This window comes from Pararhizobium sp. IMCC21322 (genome assembly GCF_030758295.1).
Lineage (GTDB): Bacteria > Pseudomonadota > Alphaproteobacteria > Rhizobiales.
In genome coordinates this window covers 2,840,421-2,858,312 of the sequence record NZ_CP132335.1, presented here as the reverse complement: position 1 = coordinate 2,858,312, position 17,892 = coordinate 2,840,421, and the positions used below count along the sequence as shown (strand labels likewise).

Here is a 17,892-nt window from a genome sequence, read left to right as displayed (position 1 = left end):
CTGACTTAGCCTCCCGAATGATTGCGGCGATCAAGCCATGAATGAAGGGCCATCATTGCCAGAATAATTGCACCGATAAAAATGTTATAAGCCAGGCCCGGCACTCCAATCATCACGATGCCATTGCGCATCAGGCGCAGGATAAAGATACCTATGACTGTGCCAACAATCGTGCCGCGCCCGCCCATAAGAGCTGTGCCGCCGATGACGACCATAGCAATCACTTCCAATTCATAGCCTGTACCGCTGTTCGGGTTAGCGGCGGACGTACGTATGGAGCTGATGATACCGGCAAAACCGGCCAAAGCAGAGCTTAAGACGAAAAGTTTGATCTTTGTCGCATCCACCCTCACGCCACGTGCGCGGGCCGCATGGGCGTTGCCGCCGGACGCTTGAATCCAGTTGCCAAATTTTGTCTTTTGCAGCGTGTAGTGCAGCAGGACAGCGGCCAAAACGAACCAGAAAAGCGACATATAGAGCCGCAGCGCGCCAATCTGGATATCGCCAACTAAAACTGCTGACAACCACTCGTCGCTTGCATTCCAGGTCCGTTGAGGAAAACCATCCGTGATGTAAAGCGCGGTGCCGCGCGCCACAAGCAACATACCGAGCGTAACCAGAAAGGACGGGATTTTAAGATATGTGACAAACCATCCATTGATCAGACCAATGCAAATCGCAATTGCCATCGCGAACAGAAAGGCAAACGCCAGCGGAATATCTGTGCCGTTGAAAAGCGCCCACATGATAACGGGCGTCAGACCGAATACAGACCCCACGGACAAATCAAACTCGCCTGATGTCATCAGGAGGGTCATGGCCAACGCGATCAAACCAAGTTCAACGGTGAACGCGAGTGTGTTGCTGATATTCAAAATAGACAGGAATTTTGGATTGATGGAGGTAAATATAACGACCAGCAAAACCAGCAATACGGCTGGCCCCACCTCTGGTCTGACACTCAGAAGCTTAGACAACTTTCCCATGAGCTCATGACTACTTTCAAAAAGAGACTTTAAGGCATTCAGGACAGGTGGCGCTGGGTACTTCGCCAAAAATGCAAATGCCAGCGCCCATTTTTTTGGGCGCTGGCATTCTGTTTTAGTTCCCGCTCAGGACGTCATCATAGACCTGTGCTGTGTCTTTCTCGTACAGCGCACCTGTGATGATATCAAAGCCAGGAGGAATGCCACTGGCGGCCATGGCTGCCAATGAAAGGGCCACATAACTTGTTGCCTGAGGATCCTGCCATTGCGCAGCATTCACATATCCAGCAAGCACAGACTGCGTGGTATCAAGCGAATTGCCCCAACCCACAACTGGAATGTCGCCGGCTTTGACGCCAACCTGGTCAAAGACCCGGCGCACTGATCCGGTCACCAAATCGCCAAGACCGATGATCGCATCAATCTTATCGCCATTGGCTGTCATGTAGTCAGTCATGCGTGTGATGATTTCACCTTGGTCAAGCGTCGCATCGGTGACTTCCCAAGTGATGTTCATTGGCTCAAAGACGCTGGCAATGCCCTCTTCTTCCTGAACACCATATGTCGCACCAGGTACTTCAACAGGCATCCAGACAAAGTCGCCTTCTTTGACCAAATCATTGTCAACGAGGTATTGAGCCCAGCTGCGTCCGTAAACCACCAGATCGCCGCCTACATAGGCGTCAAAGCTGGCTGATGGGTCAGGTGTATTCATGTTGATGATCGGGATACCGGCATCGTTGGCTTCTTTTGCCACTTCTACCAGACTGCCTGGATCAGGACTTGAGGTCACAATGCCATCTGCGCCACTTGCGATGGCGGCACGGATTGCTTCCTGGTGAGATGGCACATCGCCACTGTGGAACGACGTATTAACATTGTTGCCAGTGTCCTCGCCCCATTGCTTGGCGCCATCCAGAAAATAAGTCCATACCGGATCAGCCGGTGAGCCATGCGAAACCCAGAAAAAGGTTTTCTCGGCCTGGGCTGCACCAACGGGCATGGCAACCGCCAACAAAGCCGTTGCGGCCAGAATTTTCAGTTTATTTAACATCATAGTTTTCTCCCATGTGAAAGCGGCAATGGCAGAGTGTCTGTTTCTCAAAACCTACGTCTTTCGATCTGCGAACACACTCACTGCCTCACCGACTATGGAAAAGAAAAATCAAAAATGCAATCTTGGAAATTGCTAACCATTCATCGCCATCAGCGTCTGTGACCACCTCAGGTGGATGAATCCCAAGCAGACTACCTCAGCGTTTTTATGTGGGAATGTCGATTGTATATCGGCACCTGAATGCTTGCCTAAGCTCAACCATTAGTGAGCAGAAGATGTCACCACAACTAAAGCACTGCGCCGGGAACTCAATCTCTTCAAGTTCGCTTTGCAAGCACACATCATGATTTTTTCAATGTTCCGACACGCGAAGCCCTGTGCGGCTTTTGGTGCGTGGCGTGTGGTGAGAGTGAGCCAGATTACCCCGCCCTGAATGCCGCGCCCTGGCACCACAACAACAGTTCGGCGAGATTTGTCTTGCGTGATTGAAGATGCACTATTATGATCACTTATGTTTATATCTGCTTAAACTTGCAAAAAATTGACGAAATTCTCCTCGCCTCAGAGGAGTACCCGGTGAGGTGAAAATGTCTGAACATCTAGATTTAGCAGCGGTCCGGAGGCAGAAAATTGCCGTAGTTGTCCGCGCTCGTGGATCAATGGGCATTCGGGATCTCAGTGATCAGTTTGGAGTCTCCGAGGCCACGATTCGGCGCGATCTTAAGGCGCTCGACGACGGAGGTGTCGTTGTCCGAACCCATGGCGGCGTTTTGGTCAACTCAAACGTCATGGTCGATCTTCCAAACGAAGAGCGAAAGTCGGTCGGCGCCGAAGAAAAGCGTCGTATCGGCGCAGCCGCCATAGAAATGCTTTCTGGCGACGAGGTGGTCTTTCTGGATGCCGGAACGACTGCTCATGCGGTTGCAGCCCATGCCCACAAGAAGCCAGGATGCAATTATGTCACCACCTCTCTTGGCGTTGCCAATCAGTTACAAGCGCAAGGGATTTCCAATTTTTACATGATCGGAGGGGCGTACCAGCCGGTGAACGACTCCTTTACCGGTACGCTCGCAATCTCTGCACTGAGAGGCCTTTCATTCGACATAGCCTTTTTGTGCTGTTCAGCGGTCGACGTACATAAGAGCTCGATCAGCGTCGCCAGCGAAGCCTATTCTCAGGTTCAGAAAGAAGTCATCCTGAACAGCCGAAGGCGTTTTGTGGTGGCTGACAGCAGCAAATTCAAATCCAATGCTTTCATGCGCACGGCGCGGTTCGATGAAATTTCCGGCATCATCACCAACGTCGAACTGGATGAGGCTACGGCTGCCCAGGTAACGCAGGCAAATCTGGAGCTCCTGTTAGTATGACAAACACCGGCGTTTCATTGAATGTCCAGAATTTGCGGAAGCACTGGGGCCACATCGAAGTTCTTACGGGCATCGATTTTCAGATTGCACCAGGTGGGTTCCTGACTCTCCTCGGCCCGTCAGGGTGCGGCAAAAGCACAGCATTGCGATTGATTTCCGGTCTTGATGAGATGAGCGATGGCAAAATCCTGATCGACGGGAAAGACGTATCGCGCCTTCCGGCAGATCAACGAAACATCGGAATGGTCTTTCAGAACTACGCGTTATTTCCGCATATGACCGTGGCCGATAACATCGCCTACGGTCTCAAAGTTCGAAAGGTCGCGAAGCAGGTCCGAGAAAAGTCGGTTGATCGCGTGGCCGACCTTATGGCGCTTGGCCCGCTTCTGGACCGCAAGCCGGCACAGCTCTCTGGAGGCCAACAGCAGCGAGTTGCGCTTGCGCGCGTTCTGGTTTCAGAACGCCCCCTGGTGCTCATGGACGAGCCACTTTCGAACCTGGATGCAAAGCTGCGTACGGAAATTCGTAGCGAGATCAGGGCGCTGAACAAGGAACTGGGGATCACAATTGTCTATGTGACCCACGATCAAAGCGAAGCATTGTCGATGTCCGATACCGTGGTCTTGATGAATTCAGGACGGGCGGAACAAATTGGCACGCCAAAAGAGCTTTATGACAATCCTGCCTCGGTTTTTGCCGCCGGTTTCATCGGAACGCCGCCGATGAACCTGTTAAAGGCGCCAGACGTCACTATGCCCCCAGAATTTGTGACAACAACCTCTGCAAATCCATCCGACTTTCTTATCGGTGTGCGGCCGGAGAGCCTGATTTTTCCGGGACAGGACCTGGACTTTTCTGCCACCTGCCGGGTCGCAAGCGTTGAATATGAAGGCAGCGTGTTCCTTGTCCATCTGGTTTCACCATCCGGGTCAAAGTTCATTTTATCACATACAGGCGAAGACGTGCCGGCACAGGGCACAGAAATCGTTGTGGGTTGGGACAGATCGGCAACGCATCTGTTTTCAAAATCTACCGGGAGACGTGTCCCGTTCGAAACATAAAAGATCGGTGGACAAACCGCCGACGATTCAGAAAAAGAAGAGGAAACAACAATGAAACTCCGGAATTCCCATGCAATAACGTTCGGCATCGCTGGCCTTATGGGGGTTAGCTCTACAGCTCTTTTTGCAGCCGATCTTGAATTCTACTTTCCAGTTGGCGTAAACGCGCCTGCGGTTGCAACCATTCAGGAATTGACCGACGAATGGGCAGCGAAGAATCCCCAGCACACAGTGAAGGCGGTTTACGCGGGCAATTATGAAGAGACGACGACCAAAGCATTGACCGCCGCAAATGCAGGACAACCGCCACAGGTTGCCGTATTGCTTTCCATCGATCTTTTCACGCTGATCGAAGAGGATGTGATCCTTCCAATTTCCGATGTTGCGACGTCGGACGCAGACAAGGAATGGATGGCCGGTTTCTACCCGGGTTTCATGAAGGATGCCCAGTTCGAGGGCAAGACCTACGCAATCCCGTTTCAGCGCTCAACACCCGTGTTTTACTATAATAAAGATGCGTTCCGCGAAGCCGGTCTGGACCCCGAGGCACCGCCTGCCACATGGGATGAGATGATTGAGGCTGGCAAGGCACTGACAGTCAAGGACGACAACGGAAACGTGACCCGCTGGGGCACACGCATTCCAACGTTGGGTCTTGGTGGCGCATGGCTCTTTGGCGGTTTGGTAGTATCCAAAGGTGATGTTCTGACGACAGAGACAGGAACAGAAGCCCGCATCAACACACCTGCAACAGTCGCTTCGCTGGAATTCCTGCTGGAGTTGGCGAAGCAGGAAGTCATGGCACCGGGCGGCATCACCTGGGGTGACACACCAAAAGCGTTCCTCGAAGGGCAGACGGCCTCCATGTGGACGTCGACCGGTAATTTGGCCTTCATTGAGGAAAACGCTGAGTTTGACTGGGGTGTTGGCTTTCTTCCAGGTGGAGATGGGCCCGGCGCACCAATCGGCGGCGGTAATTTTTACATCTTCAAGGAAACAACAGATGAGGAGCGCGAAGCGGCAATGGACTTTATCCGTTTCATGACATCGCCCGAAAGTGCAGCTCGCTGGAGCATCGCAACTGGCTATGTAGCCCCGCGTCCTGACACTTGGGAAACGCCAGCGATGAAGGCATACACCGAACGCTTGCCACAGGCGCTGGTCGCGTTGGACCAACTTGCATATGCCGAACGTGAGTTCGCAACCTTCCAGCGCGCCAAGGTGACGCAATATCTGGTCGACGCAATCGAGAGTGCCGTCACTGGCAACGCTGAACCAGCGGCCGCTCTGGCAGAGGCTCAAGAGGGCGCCGACAAGGTGCTTGGCGAATATCAGTAAGGCTGACATCTGACGAAACAGGCTCCGCGCATATGAAGCGTGCGCGGAGCATTTCTTTCATCATGTAACTTATTAGGAATCCGGGGCATGTTTTATGATTATTGAACCATTTGAGAATGACTCAACAATCATGAAATCTGCACCAGGCGGCGCATCATGAATAAACGACTGCCCATAGGGCTGGCAATCATCATGCTGGGCGTTCCGTGCTCCCTGCTGGTGGCGTTCACGCATTATCCCGCCATTCAGGCCCTGATCAATTCATTTTGGAACAACGCCAGTTCGCGCCGTCCGTCGCGTTTCGTCGGGGCTGAGAACTATCAGGCACTTTTTGAAGACGACAGGCTTGCACAAGTGCTTGTGAACAGCACGATCTATGCGCTGGGAACGATACCGCTGGCAATTGGCTTGGCGATCGGGATGGCGTTGCTGGTAAATTCAAGGCTCCCCGGTACAACACTGATGCGCTTGTCATTCTTCATGCCAACCATGTTGCCAATGATTGCTGTCGCAAACATCTGGCTGTTCTTCTACGCGCCGGGTATCGGGCTTGCATCCCAGATACTGGGTATCTTCGGATTGCCGTCTATCAATTTTCTCGGCAGCACCGAAACGTCTTTGGCCTCGATGATGTTTGTGGCTGTCTGGAAAGAGGCAGGCCTGTTCATGATATTCTATCTGGCAGCTTTGCAGTCAGTACCCACAAACCTGAAGGACGCGGCAAAACTTGAAGGCGCTGGTTCCGTCCGGATTTTCATAGATGTTGTCCTGCCTCTGCTCCGCCCTACAACGATTTTCGTAGCGGTCAATGCGCTCATCAATGCCTTCCGTCTTGTCGACCACGTCATTGTCATGACAGAGGGCGGCCCCAACAACTCAAGCGCGCTGCTGCTCTACTACATTTACGAAGTCACATTCCGCCAAAGAGACTTTGCTTATGGCGCCACTTTGACGGTGTTGATGGTCATCATGCTTGGAATTCTAGCTATCTTCCAATTCTGGGTTTTGAACAGGAAGGCGCATTATCAATGAGCAATGGTTTGAACAAAATCCTGCTGTCGACATTTGCGGCAGTCATCGCTGCGCTCTGGGCGCTGCCTTTCATTTATTCTGTCTGGACAGCGTTTCATGATGAAAAATACTCAGCTAATTTTCAGTGGGATGCGCCATGGACCATCGCGAATTTCCTGGAGGCCTGGCAGGCAGCACCTTTTTCAGTATATTTCTTCAATACGCTGATCCTGATCACCATCATTCTTATCGCCAATCTGGTTCTGTGTACGCTCGTCGCGTACGCCTTCGTGCGCTATAAATTCAGATGGGCTGGCTTTCTGTTTGCCCTGATCATGGTTCAGCTGCTGATCTCACCTGAAATCCTGATCGTCGAAAACTATCTGACATTGTCGCGCGTCGGACTGACCGACACAATCATCGGTATCGCCCTGCCCTACTTGACGTCAGCGTTCGGCATATTTCTGCTGCGACAAACGTTTCTCACCGTGCCGAAATCTCTGGACGAAGCTGCCCAGATCGAAGGCGCTGGAGCCTGGCGAGTGCTGTGGAATATCTACGTTCCCTTGGCCTGGCCAATTTATCTTGCCTATTCTCTGGTTTCGATCAGTTTTCACTGGAACAATTTTCTCTGGCCGCTGATTGTCACGAATTCGCCCGAAGTGCGGCCTCTGACGGTCGGACTGAGCGTTTTCGCGACCGTGGATAGTGGTGTCGAATGGTCACTGGTCAATGCGGCCACGCTTATGACGACCGCGCCATTGATCATTGCGTTCATAATCTTCCAACGCCAATTCGTGGCTAATTTCATGCGTGCAGGCATCAAATAGGCGTCCTATGCACCGCTTGTGGCGCGCATAAACAAACAATCAGGATCACGGTATGCTCATCGCACATATCTCGGATTTCCATGTCTTCGCGAATGCTGCGGAAACAACAGTCGTTCGCGCGGATGCGGCTGATGCCGCGCGCAAGGTCATCGCTGATATTGCTGCGTTCACGCCGAAGATCGAGGCAATCATGTTCACGGGCGACCTGACTGATGGCGGGTCCAGTGAAGATTATGCGCTTTTGGCCGACATTCTGGCGCCGATCGATGTTCCGATGTTCGTTGTTCCTGGCAACCACGACAAACGCGCTGGCCTTCGCGCCATGTTCAAGGACAAGCTGCCCTTTGAACCGGGCCCCTTTCTGAACTACGAAGCCCGCTTCAAAGACATTCGTATCCTCGCCCTCGATACGCTGTTGGACGGCCAGGTCCAGGGCGCGCTCAGTCCGACACAGCTTTCCTGGCTTGAGGGAAGACTGGCTGCACCCTCTAGTGAACTGACTCTGATTTTGATGCACCACCCCGCATTTCCTTCAACCATGGTTCCGCTTGATCACATGGCCTTGCAGGACGGGCGCGACGCGTTTGAACGCATGGTCGTGGCCCATCAAGGGCCAATTCGCATCCTTTCAGGGCATATTCATCGACCGTTTCAAACGCTGTGGAATGGCATTTTCTGCGCGGTTAGTGGTGGCCCTGCTTTCCAGCACGCGTTGACGCTTGATCCTGCCGAGCCCGAGCCCACAACAGTAAACGAGCCCTACGCCTACTTCATTCATCGGATATCGGATGAAAAAAACGTTTCCATTCACACAAGGTATGTTGAACTTTGACCCAAACTTCTGTGCAAGATAACGCCACGATCGTTGAAACTCTGGCTCGCGAGGCGGGGGCCATTGCAATGTCCCATTTCGAGACACTGGCAACGGTACCCGTTGAATCCAAGGGCCATCTCGACCTGGTAACCGCTGCAGACCAGGAGGTAGAACGCTTTTTGACCGAGCGTCTTGGGCAGGCTTTCCCCGACGATGGCATATTCGGCGAAGAGGGAGCCGCGCGTCAGGGCACAACGGGCCGCGTCTGGGTGGTAGATCCCATTGATGGCACATTCAACTTTGTTCGCGGAGGCGATCAGTGGGCCGTTTCTATTGGTCTTTATGAGAATTATTGCCCCACCTTCGGCGTCATACACGTGCCTGTTCGGTCTCAGACATTGATTGGCGGCGTTGGATACCCCAGCACGCTCAACGGTGCCGTGATGGAGCAGCGAGCCGGGCTGAACGAACACCGCGCTGCATGTGGCGTTGGCTTTCATCCGACGATTGCAGTTGAACAACGGCTGCAAACACTCCGTTATGTGCTGGAAGACGCGCGCATGTCGTTCCGTTGCTGTGGCTCGGCCACTGTGTCGTTGATTGAGGTGGCGCTTGGGCAGGTCGACGGGTATCTCGGCATTGGCGAGTCGACCTGGGATTTGATGGCGGCTTTGCCGATTCTTGAGCAAATTGGCATTCACAGCACTGTTGACTGGACCAAGACAGATCTGACATCCAAGCTTCGTTTTGCCTGTGGCACGCCCGAATTTCTTCAGTCCGTTTCCACTATCGTGCCATATGGAACAACTCTCGAATAACCCTGATTACCGCACCACATTTACCATGATAAAACTGTTGGCATCGGGCTCAACGCCTCAGTCCATAGAAATGCGCATACAAAATCAGGCAAGCTGGTTTTGAGTACGTTGGAACTTTGGACTATTGGAAAAGAAACGTCATAAATTGCACCCTGTTTTGTTTTGACAGTTCCAGACCAATATGGTGATTGTTTCGGTGTATATACGAAACCATGAAGGGAGCCGATTTTGATTAGTGGTTCGCCAAACCTTCTGGAACACATCTCCCGCTCATTGGATAGACTTCGCAAATCGGACCGGAAAGTTGCGGCAAAAATTCTGGAAGATCCGAACAGCGCGACTGAGTTGAAACTCGCTGATCTGGCGAAATTGGCTGACGTCAGCGAGCCCACCGTGATACGGTTCTGCAATGCCATCGGATGTGATGGATTTCAGGATATGAAAATCAAGCTGGCGCGATCTCTGGCTTTTGGTTTGTCCACGTCACAAGCTGAGATCTCTGATGATGACGATGTTGAAACGGTCGTGGGAAAGATCTTTGATTTCAATCTCACGAGTTTGGATTGGGTGCGCAGCAGGCTGGATCTGAAGGCGTTGGATGCAGCTGTGGACATTCTCCACAATGCAAAAAACATACACTTTATAGGTTTGGGCGCGTCCTCCATCGTCGCTATGGATGCCCAGCAGAAATTCCCTCTTTTTGGCGTTCCGTGCAGTGCAATAGTCGATGCACATCAGATGCTGATAGCCGCTTCCATGATGAGGGACGGCGATGTTTTGGTTGCCATATCAAACTCTGGCTCAACCAAAGAGGTCGCTCAAACCATGCGGGCGGCCAGCGCACACGGTGCAAAGACAATTGGAATTACCGGATCGAACAGCCCATTGCTGCGATTTTGTAATGTCGGATTACTTGTCGAAACACTCGAAAACACAGATCAGTACACACCGCAAATTTCGCGCGTGGCTGCCTTGGTCATTGTCGATATTCTATCAACGATTGTTGCGCTCAAGAAGTCGCCCGATCACAGGCTGCGCATAGCCGACATGAAGCGGTTTCTCGCTGATGTCCGATCAACCGACACTTTGTAAAACCGCAGCGGATCCATTGCTCACGTCTTGCTCCTGGAAACCTCCATGGAGACCCTGAGCCGGTTCTCTGCATCTGCCGGGTGTATGCGCAGCAACTTGCCACAAACCGGAAGCACAATCTGTAACGTTGTGCATTCATTTGCTGCCACTACGATCAATTCCGGATCAATGGTGTTGAAGGAAAACATACCCCAGTGGTGTGGGATGATGACCGCTATGTTCCGACCAAGCTCAATTGCTTCCGCAAGGCTCATATTGCCGGGAATTCCTTGCGCCAACCTTGTCTTGTCCCGGCCATTGACAGGAAGCAGGGCGATATCTGGCGCAAACTTGCTGATCCGTTCGAAAAGTCCCGGAAATGGAATGGTATCGCCTGGATGAAGTATCTTGAGACCATCTGATTCAATCCCGAAACCCAAAAAGACATCGCGCCCGTTATCGTCATATGTGCGTTCTTCGTGGGCTGCGGGAAAGACAGTTAGGGTCAGTCCGTCAATGGGTGTGATCGTTTCATCTGCATCAACGCCAATAAGTTTCGCGCTCTTCCCGATCCGACTTTGTGCTTCTTCAAACCTGGATATCGGCACAACAAATGGGACGTCAGGGTATCGTGTGCATAGGGGTGCCAGCGTGTCGGGATCCATGTGATCTGTATGTGCATGTGTAATCAGGATGATATCCGGGCGCGGTACGTCCTCAATTCTGCACGGGGGTGGCATCATCCGTTGATGCTCATTTGGCTCCCCTTTGTATTTTTGTGCCAGGCTGTCGGATAAATAGGGATCGACCAGGATTCTGTGCTGACCTGTTTCAATCCAGAATCCTGCCTGGCCAAGCCAGACAAGCCCGGCAGAGCCGGGACTTGGCCAGCAGATATTCTCCTCAATCCGCATTGGCTTTCAGTCCTTTGAGCGCGTTTTGGCCAGAGGGTTTGTTTCAGATGTTCACCATCGATTACTTCAGGAGTAAAAGATCGTGACTACCGTCCACTGGCTGCAGAGGCAATTTCAGCGATTTTATCAAACTCAGGCCCTGACGTCGGTATCGAAATATGAAAAACTTCACCAATGACCTGTGTCCACCCGTGAATGAAATACGACCACCCATCTTCAATTGATATTTGATTTGCGGATGCTTGGGCTCGTGCCTGATCCAGAAACACCAATTCGCCACGGTAGTTGAGATCCCAAACAATGGAGTTTTCGGGAAACCGAGCAGCATTGGATAAAGGTGAGCCGGGGGCGTCTTTCCCAAGGCCTGTCGCATTGATCACCAGACTTCCAGGCTTTAAACCGTGCAGAATTTCATCATTATGGTCCGGACTTGTCGCCAAAACATATTCAACAGGAATGCCGTGTCCCAGTTGTTCATGAATACTACGAACGTGATCCACTCTCGGTTGCGACCTGTTTGAAATCACAATCCGGGACGGCCGGTCAGCTCCTCTGGAAGGCTGCGTAAGATGCCATGTCAAAGCGATGGTAGAGCCGCCTGCCCCCATCGAAAAAACCTCTGCGCCCGTTTTGGAAAAATGATTTTCGGCAAGGAAGCCATCAAGAGACAGGCCGGACGAAATGGGATCTTTCGCGTGACAGATCAACTTGTCATTCAATTTTGAAAGACAGCTTGTTTCTGCCATCAGATCAGCATGATTATCGACATTGTCGAACATGTCCTTGCACGCAGCATACAGATCAAGTTTGTGAGTTGTCACAAGCGCTCCCAAAGAGAGCGGGTCGGATTTAATGAACGCGACTGCATCTCTGTAGTTTTGTGGTTTGTCATGAGGTGGGAAATCGATGCCTTTGATTTCCACTTCACCCAGACCCAGATGGGCAGCCCATTTCGGAAAGACCTTCATGATTGATGAGAACTGCGTTGTGACTCCGATAAAATAGAAAGTTGGGATCTCTGCGGGTGTGTAGCTCATAGGGTGCCTCGAAGCTTAGCGATCAGATCAGAAGCCGCCTTGGTAATGGTTTCTAGTGACTGGAACGACATCATGGTTTGGCAGCGCATCAAAAGCGATCATTTGTCAGTCCCGGGTCGCGTGGATTGTCTCAATTTGTTCTTCAGTGCGCGGCTTGTAGTCTGTGTTGTCAATCGCCTTCCATCCGCTTCCATCCGCGACGATACGGACAGCCATGCCTCCGGACTGCGCGATAATTTCGTAATCCTGCCCAGAATCAACCGGGTAACAAAAGCTCATGACCAATGGCGTATTGCAAACATTGACTGAGCGATGAATCCACATGGGTGGAACATAAATGAGGGTCTTTGGTTTGACTTCCATAATCCGAATGTCGCCGTGTGGCGATTCCAACAGCATGAGCCCATTCCCACTTTCACCGTAATAGGTTTCTGGCCGATTTGCGCGCGCGTGGATGTGTCCTCTTGTGACGAAGAACTCATTGCCAACTATTCCGGGCTCCATGTGGGTCGTTCCGAAAATCAGATCGCCTGACTCAGCTTGCGGGCGCACTTCGCAAACCTCATAAACAATCCTGTCCGGATCATCGGCACACATGCGTGAGAACGTAACATTGTCCGCATATATCCCTTTGAGATCAGATATTTTCTTTTGATATCGCCCTGTTGAATTGGACAGGCTCCCCGTCATGCTGTCGACGGTGTGAGTGGTTGGTTCAATGTACATAGCGCCTCCAATTATCCGTAGTTTTACTACATTTATTTTCAGAAATATTCAATGTGTGTCCTATTCAGGCACGTGAGAGTAGTTGAACTACATATCCGGATTGATTTGTCTGAAACCTTGAGTCATGGTCGCCTTCAAACGTGAGGGAGAATGCCATGACAATGGCCGCGTTTCCGGGACAAACAGATGATCAGAAAGTTTTTACTCGTGTCTTTGATGCCGTACCAAAAAAGGCTTTGAGTGATGCGTGATCTGTATCTTGCAATTGATGTCGGCACCGGAAGCATTCGTGCAGCATTGGTGGATCTGACCGGCAAGATTGTTGCGATTTGCCATAAGGAACATGAGCAAATCGTACCTCAACATGGCTGGTCCGAACAACGTCCTCAGGATTGGTGGGATGGCACAATTGCGAGTGTTCAGGATGTCCTGACAAAAGTTGAGAATGCTGCAGACCGAGTTGCATGCATATGTACATGTGGGCAAATGCACGGTTCAGTTCTGATTGACGATGATGGCAATCTGGCCCGGGCAGAAGCACTGCTTTGGAATGACAAACGAACACAGCCCCAAGTCGATGCATTTGCAGCTCGGGTCCACCCCGCTGATCTGCTCCCAATCACAGCAAATATGCCAGCCACCTCCTGGCCAGCGTTCAAACTGCTCTGGCTGCAGGAGAATGACCCAGCGGCCATTGAATCGGCCAGCACAGTTTTAATGCCAAAAGACTGGATTAATTTCAAATTGACAGGTGAAAGAGCGCAGGATTTTACCGAAGCCTCCATGAGTTATCTCATGGACAGCAAAACAAAGACCTGGTCAGAGCAACTCATCAAATTGACAGGCATTCCAAAACGGCTGCTTCCAGAGATCAAAAGCCCGGGAGACGTACTTGGAACGCTGTACCAAAACACCGCACTGCTCTTGGGTTTACCGGCTGGAATTCCCGTTTTGGTGGGTGCCGGGGATTATCCGATGGCCTTACTGGGGTCAGGTGTCTCAAAGCCCGGCCTTGGTTCTGATGTCACAGGCACATCGTCGATTATTACCTTTGTCCATGACGCACCCGTGCTCAATGATGAAGTGTCAAACGTGGCAACGGTTGAGGGAAATTGGGGCAGCCTCACGCTTCTTGATGCGGGCGGCGATGCTGTGCGCTGGGCCAGACGCGCCTTTCATGGCAATCGCAGAGACTATGCAGAGGTCGCAGAATTGGCCACGCATGCAGAAGCAGGCTCTAACGGCCTCTTCTTTCTGCCTTACCTGTCGGGAGAACGGTTTGGAAATCATAGCAATTCGCGCGCCCAGTTTTTTGGATTGACCGCGGCACACGACCTGCCGGATTTACATAGAGCTGTTCTGGAAGGTGTTGCCTTTTCGGTCCGGCAGAAGCTCCCGGCTGTTGAAGGCGGCGCAGGACGGCCGGATCGCATTGTCGCCGCGTCAGGCGGCGCAAAATCCGAGCTTTGGCTCAGCATAAAGGCCAGTATGTATGGCGTACCATATCTGGTTCCCGAAGAGCTGGAATGTGGCGTTGTTGGAGCGGCAATACTGATGGCAGTCGCATCCGGGAACAAGTCCGACATCCAGGACGCAACGCGTGGAATGGTGCGTTACGGACAGCAATTTAATCCGATACCGGCATGGGCCGAACTTTACAACGAAATGATGCCTGTCTACGCCGATCTCTATGAATCCTCACAACAATTCTATGACAGAATTGATGCACTGCCCCTCACCAGAAAACCTTGAGCGGATCGCAGTTGAATTTCAATTGAAATCAGTTTTGGCCTTTGCAGCATCGTCTTGAAAAGAAAGACAGAATGGGCGGACTCTTCCGTTGATATTTTTTGCACTCTTCTGAGCTTTCCATTAAGACCAACACATATTTCCTGATCAAAAGAGAGACCTTATGACCGTCGTATTGACGCTGACATGTCCGGACAGGCCTGGAATCGTGGCTGGCTTGTCTGAAATTCTGGCGGCCAGGGAATGCAACATTCTCCAAAGCTCGCAGTTCTTTCAACCAGCCCCCGGAACCACACGGGCAGATGGAAATGGACAGTTCTTTTTGCGTGTCGAATTTTCTGCACCGGCCACTGTTTCTTTAGAAGATCTGCAAAAAGCGGTCGTTGGTTTCGCTAACAAATTTGATGCTGAAACACATCTGTTTACGGACGGGACGCCAATCAAATGTATCGTCATGGTGTCCAAATTCGATCATTGCCTTCAGGATATCTTTTACCGGACAAAGACCGGCGTCCTGCCTATCGAGATTGTTGCAGTTGTCTCCAATCATGACGTAACGCGGGCGGATGTCGAACGTCTTGGAATTCCGTTTCATTTGCTGAAAGTCACACCGGAAACCAAGACCGAGCAGGAAATGCGGCTGGATGACATTGTGACCCGCTCCGGGGCCGAACTGGTGGTTCTTGCGCGATATATGCAAGTCCTGTCCGATAGTTTCAGTTCCAAACATTTTGGCAAAATAATCAATATTCACCACTCGTTTTTGCCCGCTTTCAAAGGCGCAAAACCCTATCACCGGGCCTATGACCGAGGTGTGAAAATGATTGGTGCAACGGCACATTATGTAACGCCAGATCTGGATGAAGGACCCATCATCGAACAGGATGCGGAGCGTGTAACACACGCCCTGAATGCCGATGATCTGGTGGCAAGAGGCCGTGCAATTGAAGCACGCGTCCTGTCGACAGCAATTCAGTTACATGCGGAGCGCCGCGTCTTCATAAATGAGCATCGCACCGTTGTGTTCGAACGCTAGACTGGTGATGCAGGCTGCCATCCGGAGCCACGGAAATTCTACAACGACGCGTTAGATAATCGATGGTCGACCGATGATTGTTCGGTGTCCAATACCTGATTCCAGCAGGTTTTGGGCAATGTCAGCCCTTGCACCGGCACCTTTTTTGCGGATCAGGTCTGTCTCGCGGCCCGTCAAAAGTGTGAGTGATACGAGTTCAATGTCCCCCAAAGGGCCATCAACATACAGCGTTTCAAAGTCAGCCTTTGGGCCTCCAAGCAGTATCCCGGCGCTGCCATCGGATGTGAGATGCGTTGCCGGTAAATCACTTTCAGGAATCTCCATGGAAATCAGACCATGTTCATCCAGGAGGTCTTCGATACCGCCCCGCGCAACCGTGTTGTAGGCAATGGTCATTAGTGTTTCGACTGCGATATGGCGCGACTGTTCAGATAAGGGTCGTTCCGTGATGTCCATAAAGAACTCGACACGGAAGCCCTGATTACTGCGGTTCTGATCCTCAAACGGGTCGGACAACCCATCCGTGGCCATTATTGTTGAGGCTTCCCGTTCGATGGTCAGGAATGCAAGCCGATCCGAGGGCCATGCGGGGACATTTTTGTATATGGAATTAACCTGGGGGGCGATCAAATCAGGAGCGAGATCGCCAAGCTTGTTCCAATAGGTCCAGCGGGCGCGAATGCTTTCGGTGAGAGCACCGTCAAAAGCTTCTTCTGCGGCAATGTCGGTTATGTCATCAGCTTCGCGAACACGCCTTCTCGAGCCACTACGTTTGGCGGGCACAACCGGCTCTATTTCAGGCCGCCGTCCCATCATTCGCTTCCAAAGACTCATTAAATTCACCCCCCCCAAAGATGCTTTGTCACAATGAGTTCTTAGAGCGTTTCGTAAGAATTGTCACCGCTTTGTGTCAGCTTATCGCTAAATCGCAAGAAGCCGGCCAAGTGGCCGGCTTCCAGAGTTTCGAATAGGTCAGGCGCTTATTGCGGGAGATCCCCATCAACGCCTTTTACGTAGAAGTTCATACCAAGCAGCGTGCCATCATCAACAATCTCTCCCTCGCCTACCAGCAAGGAACCGTCCTGTTTGTAGATCGGCCCGGTGAAGGGATGAAACTGGCCACTGCGGATGGATTCCTGCGTGACAGCAGCCTCAGCAGCAACGTCGTCTGGAAGGTTTGTGTAAGCTGCCATTTCAACCATATCGGCATCCAGGCCACCCCAGGTGTCAGTTGATTCCCATGTGCCATCCATGGCTGCCTGCACGCGGGATACGTAATAGGCATCCCAAACATCCACGATGGACGTCAACTGGGCTTCCGGTGCAAATCTGATCATGTCAGATGCCTGACCAAATCCCTTGACGCCACGCTCTGCAGCTACTTGCAGGGGCGCTGGTGAATCAGTGTGCTGGGAAATTACGTCAACGCCCTGATCGATCAGAGCCTTGGCAGCATCAGCTTCCTTGCCCGGATCAAACCATGTGTTGACCCAAACCACTTTCAATTTGAAATCCGGATTAACAGATTGCGCACCCAGCATGAATGCGTTGATGCCACGCACAACTTCGGGAATCGGGAATGAGGCGATGTAACCGGCTGTTCCGGTTTCAGAGACCTTCGCAGCAATCTGGCCGATGATGTAGCGGCCTTCATAGAAACGGGACGAATAGGTGGAAACATTGTCGGCACGCTTATAACCAGTGGCGTGTTCGAAATAGATGTCCGGGAACTTTGCGGCCACTTTCACAGTCGGGTTCATGTACCCGAATGACGTGGTGAAAATCATGTTGAACCCTTCACGGGCGAGACGTTCAATGGCGCGCTCCGCGTCGGGACCTTCCGATACATTTTCCACATATGTGGTTTCGACCTTGTCGCCAAAGGCTTCTTCAATGGCGAGGCGTCCCTGATTGTGCTGGTAGGACCAACCATGATCGCCTACGGGTCCGACATAGATAAAGCCGATCTTGGTTTTTCCGTGGCTTGCCGCAAGGACCGGTCCGGCCAGTGCAAGCGCAGAGAGCGTAATGACCCCTGCAAGTATTTTTGCAATACGATTCATAGAGAAATTTCCCT

The 17,892-nt window shown here is 51.8% G+C and carries 17 protein-coding genes; 10 read left to right on the top strand and 7 right to left on the bottom strand.

Annotated features, from left to right (window positions below):
* Window positions 1-5 precede the first annotated feature (5 nt).
* Both RAL91_RS13495 and RAL91_RS13490 read right to left on the bottom strand, forming a co-directional pair.
* Window positions 6-986, bottom strand: a complete 981-nt coding sequence (locus tag RAL91_RS13495; protein ID WP_306256735.1) for an ABC transporter permease — start codon at window positions 984-986, stop codon at window positions 6-8.
* Window positions 987-1,101: 115 nt separating this feature from the next.
* Window positions 1,102-1,989 (bottom strand): substrate-binding domain-containing protein, encoded by an 888-nt coding sequence (locus RAL91_RS13490; RefSeq protein ID WP_371932544.1) that lies wholly within the window; start codon window positions 1,987-1,989, stop codon window positions 1,102-1,104.
* Between the two features lie 641 nt (window positions 1,990-2,630).
* On the opposite strand from RAL91_RS13490, the gene RAL91_RS13485 reads away from it, so the two are divergent.
* From RAL91_RS13485 to RAL91_RS13450, 8 genes are all read left to right on the top strand, one after another.
* Window positions 2,631-3,410 (top strand): DeoR/GlpR family DNA-binding transcription regulator, encoded by a 780-nt coding sequence (locus RAL91_RS13485; protein WP_306262925.1) that lies wholly within the window; start codon window positions 2,631-2,633, stop codon window positions 3,408-3,410.
* On the top strand, window positions 3,407-4,471 hold the full coding sequence (locus RAL91_RS13480) for an ABC transporter ATP-binding protein (protein WP_306256734.1): 1,065 nt from the start codon (window positions 3,407-3,409) through the stop codon (window positions 4,469-4,471). Before RAL91_RS13485 ends, RAL91_RS13480 begins: the two co-directional genes overlap by 4 nt.
* A gap of 51 nt (window positions 4,472-4,522) precedes the next feature.
* Window positions 4,523-5,809 (top strand): ABC transporter substrate-binding protein, encoded by a 1,287-nt coding sequence (locus RAL91_RS13475; RefSeq protein WP_306256732.1) that lies wholly within the window; start codon window positions 4,523-4,525, stop codon window positions 5,807-5,809.
* 156 nt (window positions 5,810-5,965) lie between these two features.
* Complete coding sequence (locus RAL91_RS13470) at window positions 5,966-6,841, top strand: carbohydrate ABC transporter permease (protein ID WP_306256731.1); 876 nt, start codon at window positions 5,966-5,968, stop codon at window positions 6,839-6,841.
* On the top strand, window positions 6,838-7,650 hold the full coding sequence (locus RAL91_RS13465; RefSeq protein WP_306256730.1) for a carbohydrate ABC transporter permease: 813 nt from the start codon (window positions 6,838-6,840) through the stop codon (window positions 7,648-7,650). Before RAL91_RS13470 ends, RAL91_RS13465 begins: the two co-directional genes overlap by 4 nt.
* A 52-nt stretch (window positions 7,651-7,702) precedes the next feature.
* Window positions 7,703-8,482 carry a metallophosphoesterase gene (locus RAL91_RS13460; protein ID WP_306256729.1) on the top strand — a complete coding sequence of 260 codons (780 nt, stop codon included), beginning with the start codon at window positions 7,703-7,705 and terminating at the stop codon, window positions 8,480-8,482.
* Window positions 8,479-9,282: an inositol monophosphatase family protein gene (locus tag RAL91_RS13455; RefSeq protein WP_306256728.1), complete on the top strand. Its 804-nt coding sequence runs from the start codon at window positions 8,479-8,481 to the stop codon at window positions 9,280-9,282. The genes RAL91_RS13460 and RAL91_RS13455 overlap by 4 nt, the downstream gene beginning before the upstream one ends.
* Window positions 9,283-9,510: 228 nt before the next feature.
* Window positions 9,511-10,374 carry an SIS domain-containing protein gene (locus RAL91_RS13450; protein WP_306256727.1) on the top strand — a complete coding sequence of 288 codons (864 nt, stop codon included), beginning with the start codon at window positions 9,511-9,513 and terminating at the stop codon, window positions 10,372-10,374.
* A 20-nt stretch (window positions 10,375-10,394) separates the two neighbouring features.
* On the opposite strand, the gene RAL91_RS13445 is transcribed toward RAL91_RS13450, so the two are convergent.
* The 3 genes from RAL91_RS13445 to RAL91_RS13435 all read right to left on the bottom strand — a co-directional run bounded on the left by RAL91_RS13445 (window position 10,395) and on the right by RAL91_RS13435 (window position 13,030).
* Window positions 10,395-11,267 (bottom strand): MBL fold metallo-hydrolase, encoded by an 873-nt coding sequence (locus tag RAL91_RS13445; protein WP_306256726.1) that lies wholly within the window; start codon window positions 11,265-11,267, stop codon window positions 10,395-10,397.
* An 86-nt stretch (window positions 11,268-11,353) separates the two neighbouring features.
* The gene (locus RAL91_RS13440) at window positions 11,354-12,304 is read right to left on the bottom strand and encodes a shikimate dehydrogenase (protein ID WP_306256725.1); all 951 of its coding nucleotides are present in this window, start codon (window positions 12,302-12,304) and stop codon (window positions 11,354-11,356) included.
* A gap of 105 nt (window positions 12,305-12,409) precedes the next feature.
* On the bottom strand, window positions 12,410-13,030 hold the full coding sequence (locus RAL91_RS13435) for a glucose-6-phosphate isomerase (RefSeq protein ID WP_306256724.1): 621 nt from the start codon (window positions 13,028-13,030) through the stop codon (window positions 12,410-12,412).
* Between the two features lie 243 nt (window positions 13,031-13,273).
* Between RAL91_RS13435 and RAL91_RS13430 the strand changes: the two genes are divergently transcribed.
* Together RAL91_RS13430 and purU are read left to right on the top strand one after the other, a co-directional pair.
* On the top strand, window positions 13,274-14,782 hold the full coding sequence (locus RAL91_RS13430; protein WP_306256723.1) for an FGGY-family carbohydrate kinase: 1,509 nt from the start codon (window positions 13,274-13,276) through the stop codon (window positions 14,780-14,782).
* A 160-nt stretch (window positions 14,783-14,942) separates the two neighbouring features.
* On the top strand, window positions 14,943-15,815 hold the full coding sequence (gene purU, locus RAL91_RS13425; protein ID WP_306256722.1) for a formyltetrahydrofolate deformylase: 873 nt from the start codon (window positions 14,943-14,945) through the stop codon (window positions 15,813-15,815).
* 51 nt (window positions 15,816-15,866) lie between these two features.
* On the opposite strand, the gene RAL91_RS13420 is transcribed toward purU, so the two are convergent.
* Window positions 15,867-16,649, bottom strand: a complete 783-nt coding sequence (locus RAL91_RS13420; RefSeq protein WP_306256721.1) for a suppressor of fused domain protein — start codon at window positions 16,647-16,649, stop codon at window positions 15,867-15,869.
* Between the two features lie 146 nt (window positions 16,650-16,795).
* Complete coding sequence (locus RAL91_RS13415; protein WP_306256720.1) at window positions 16,796-17,878, bottom strand: BMP family ABC transporter substrate-binding protein; 1,083 nt, start codon at window positions 17,876-17,878, stop codon at window positions 16,796-16,798.
* Window positions 17,879-17,892: the final 14 nt, after the last annotated feature.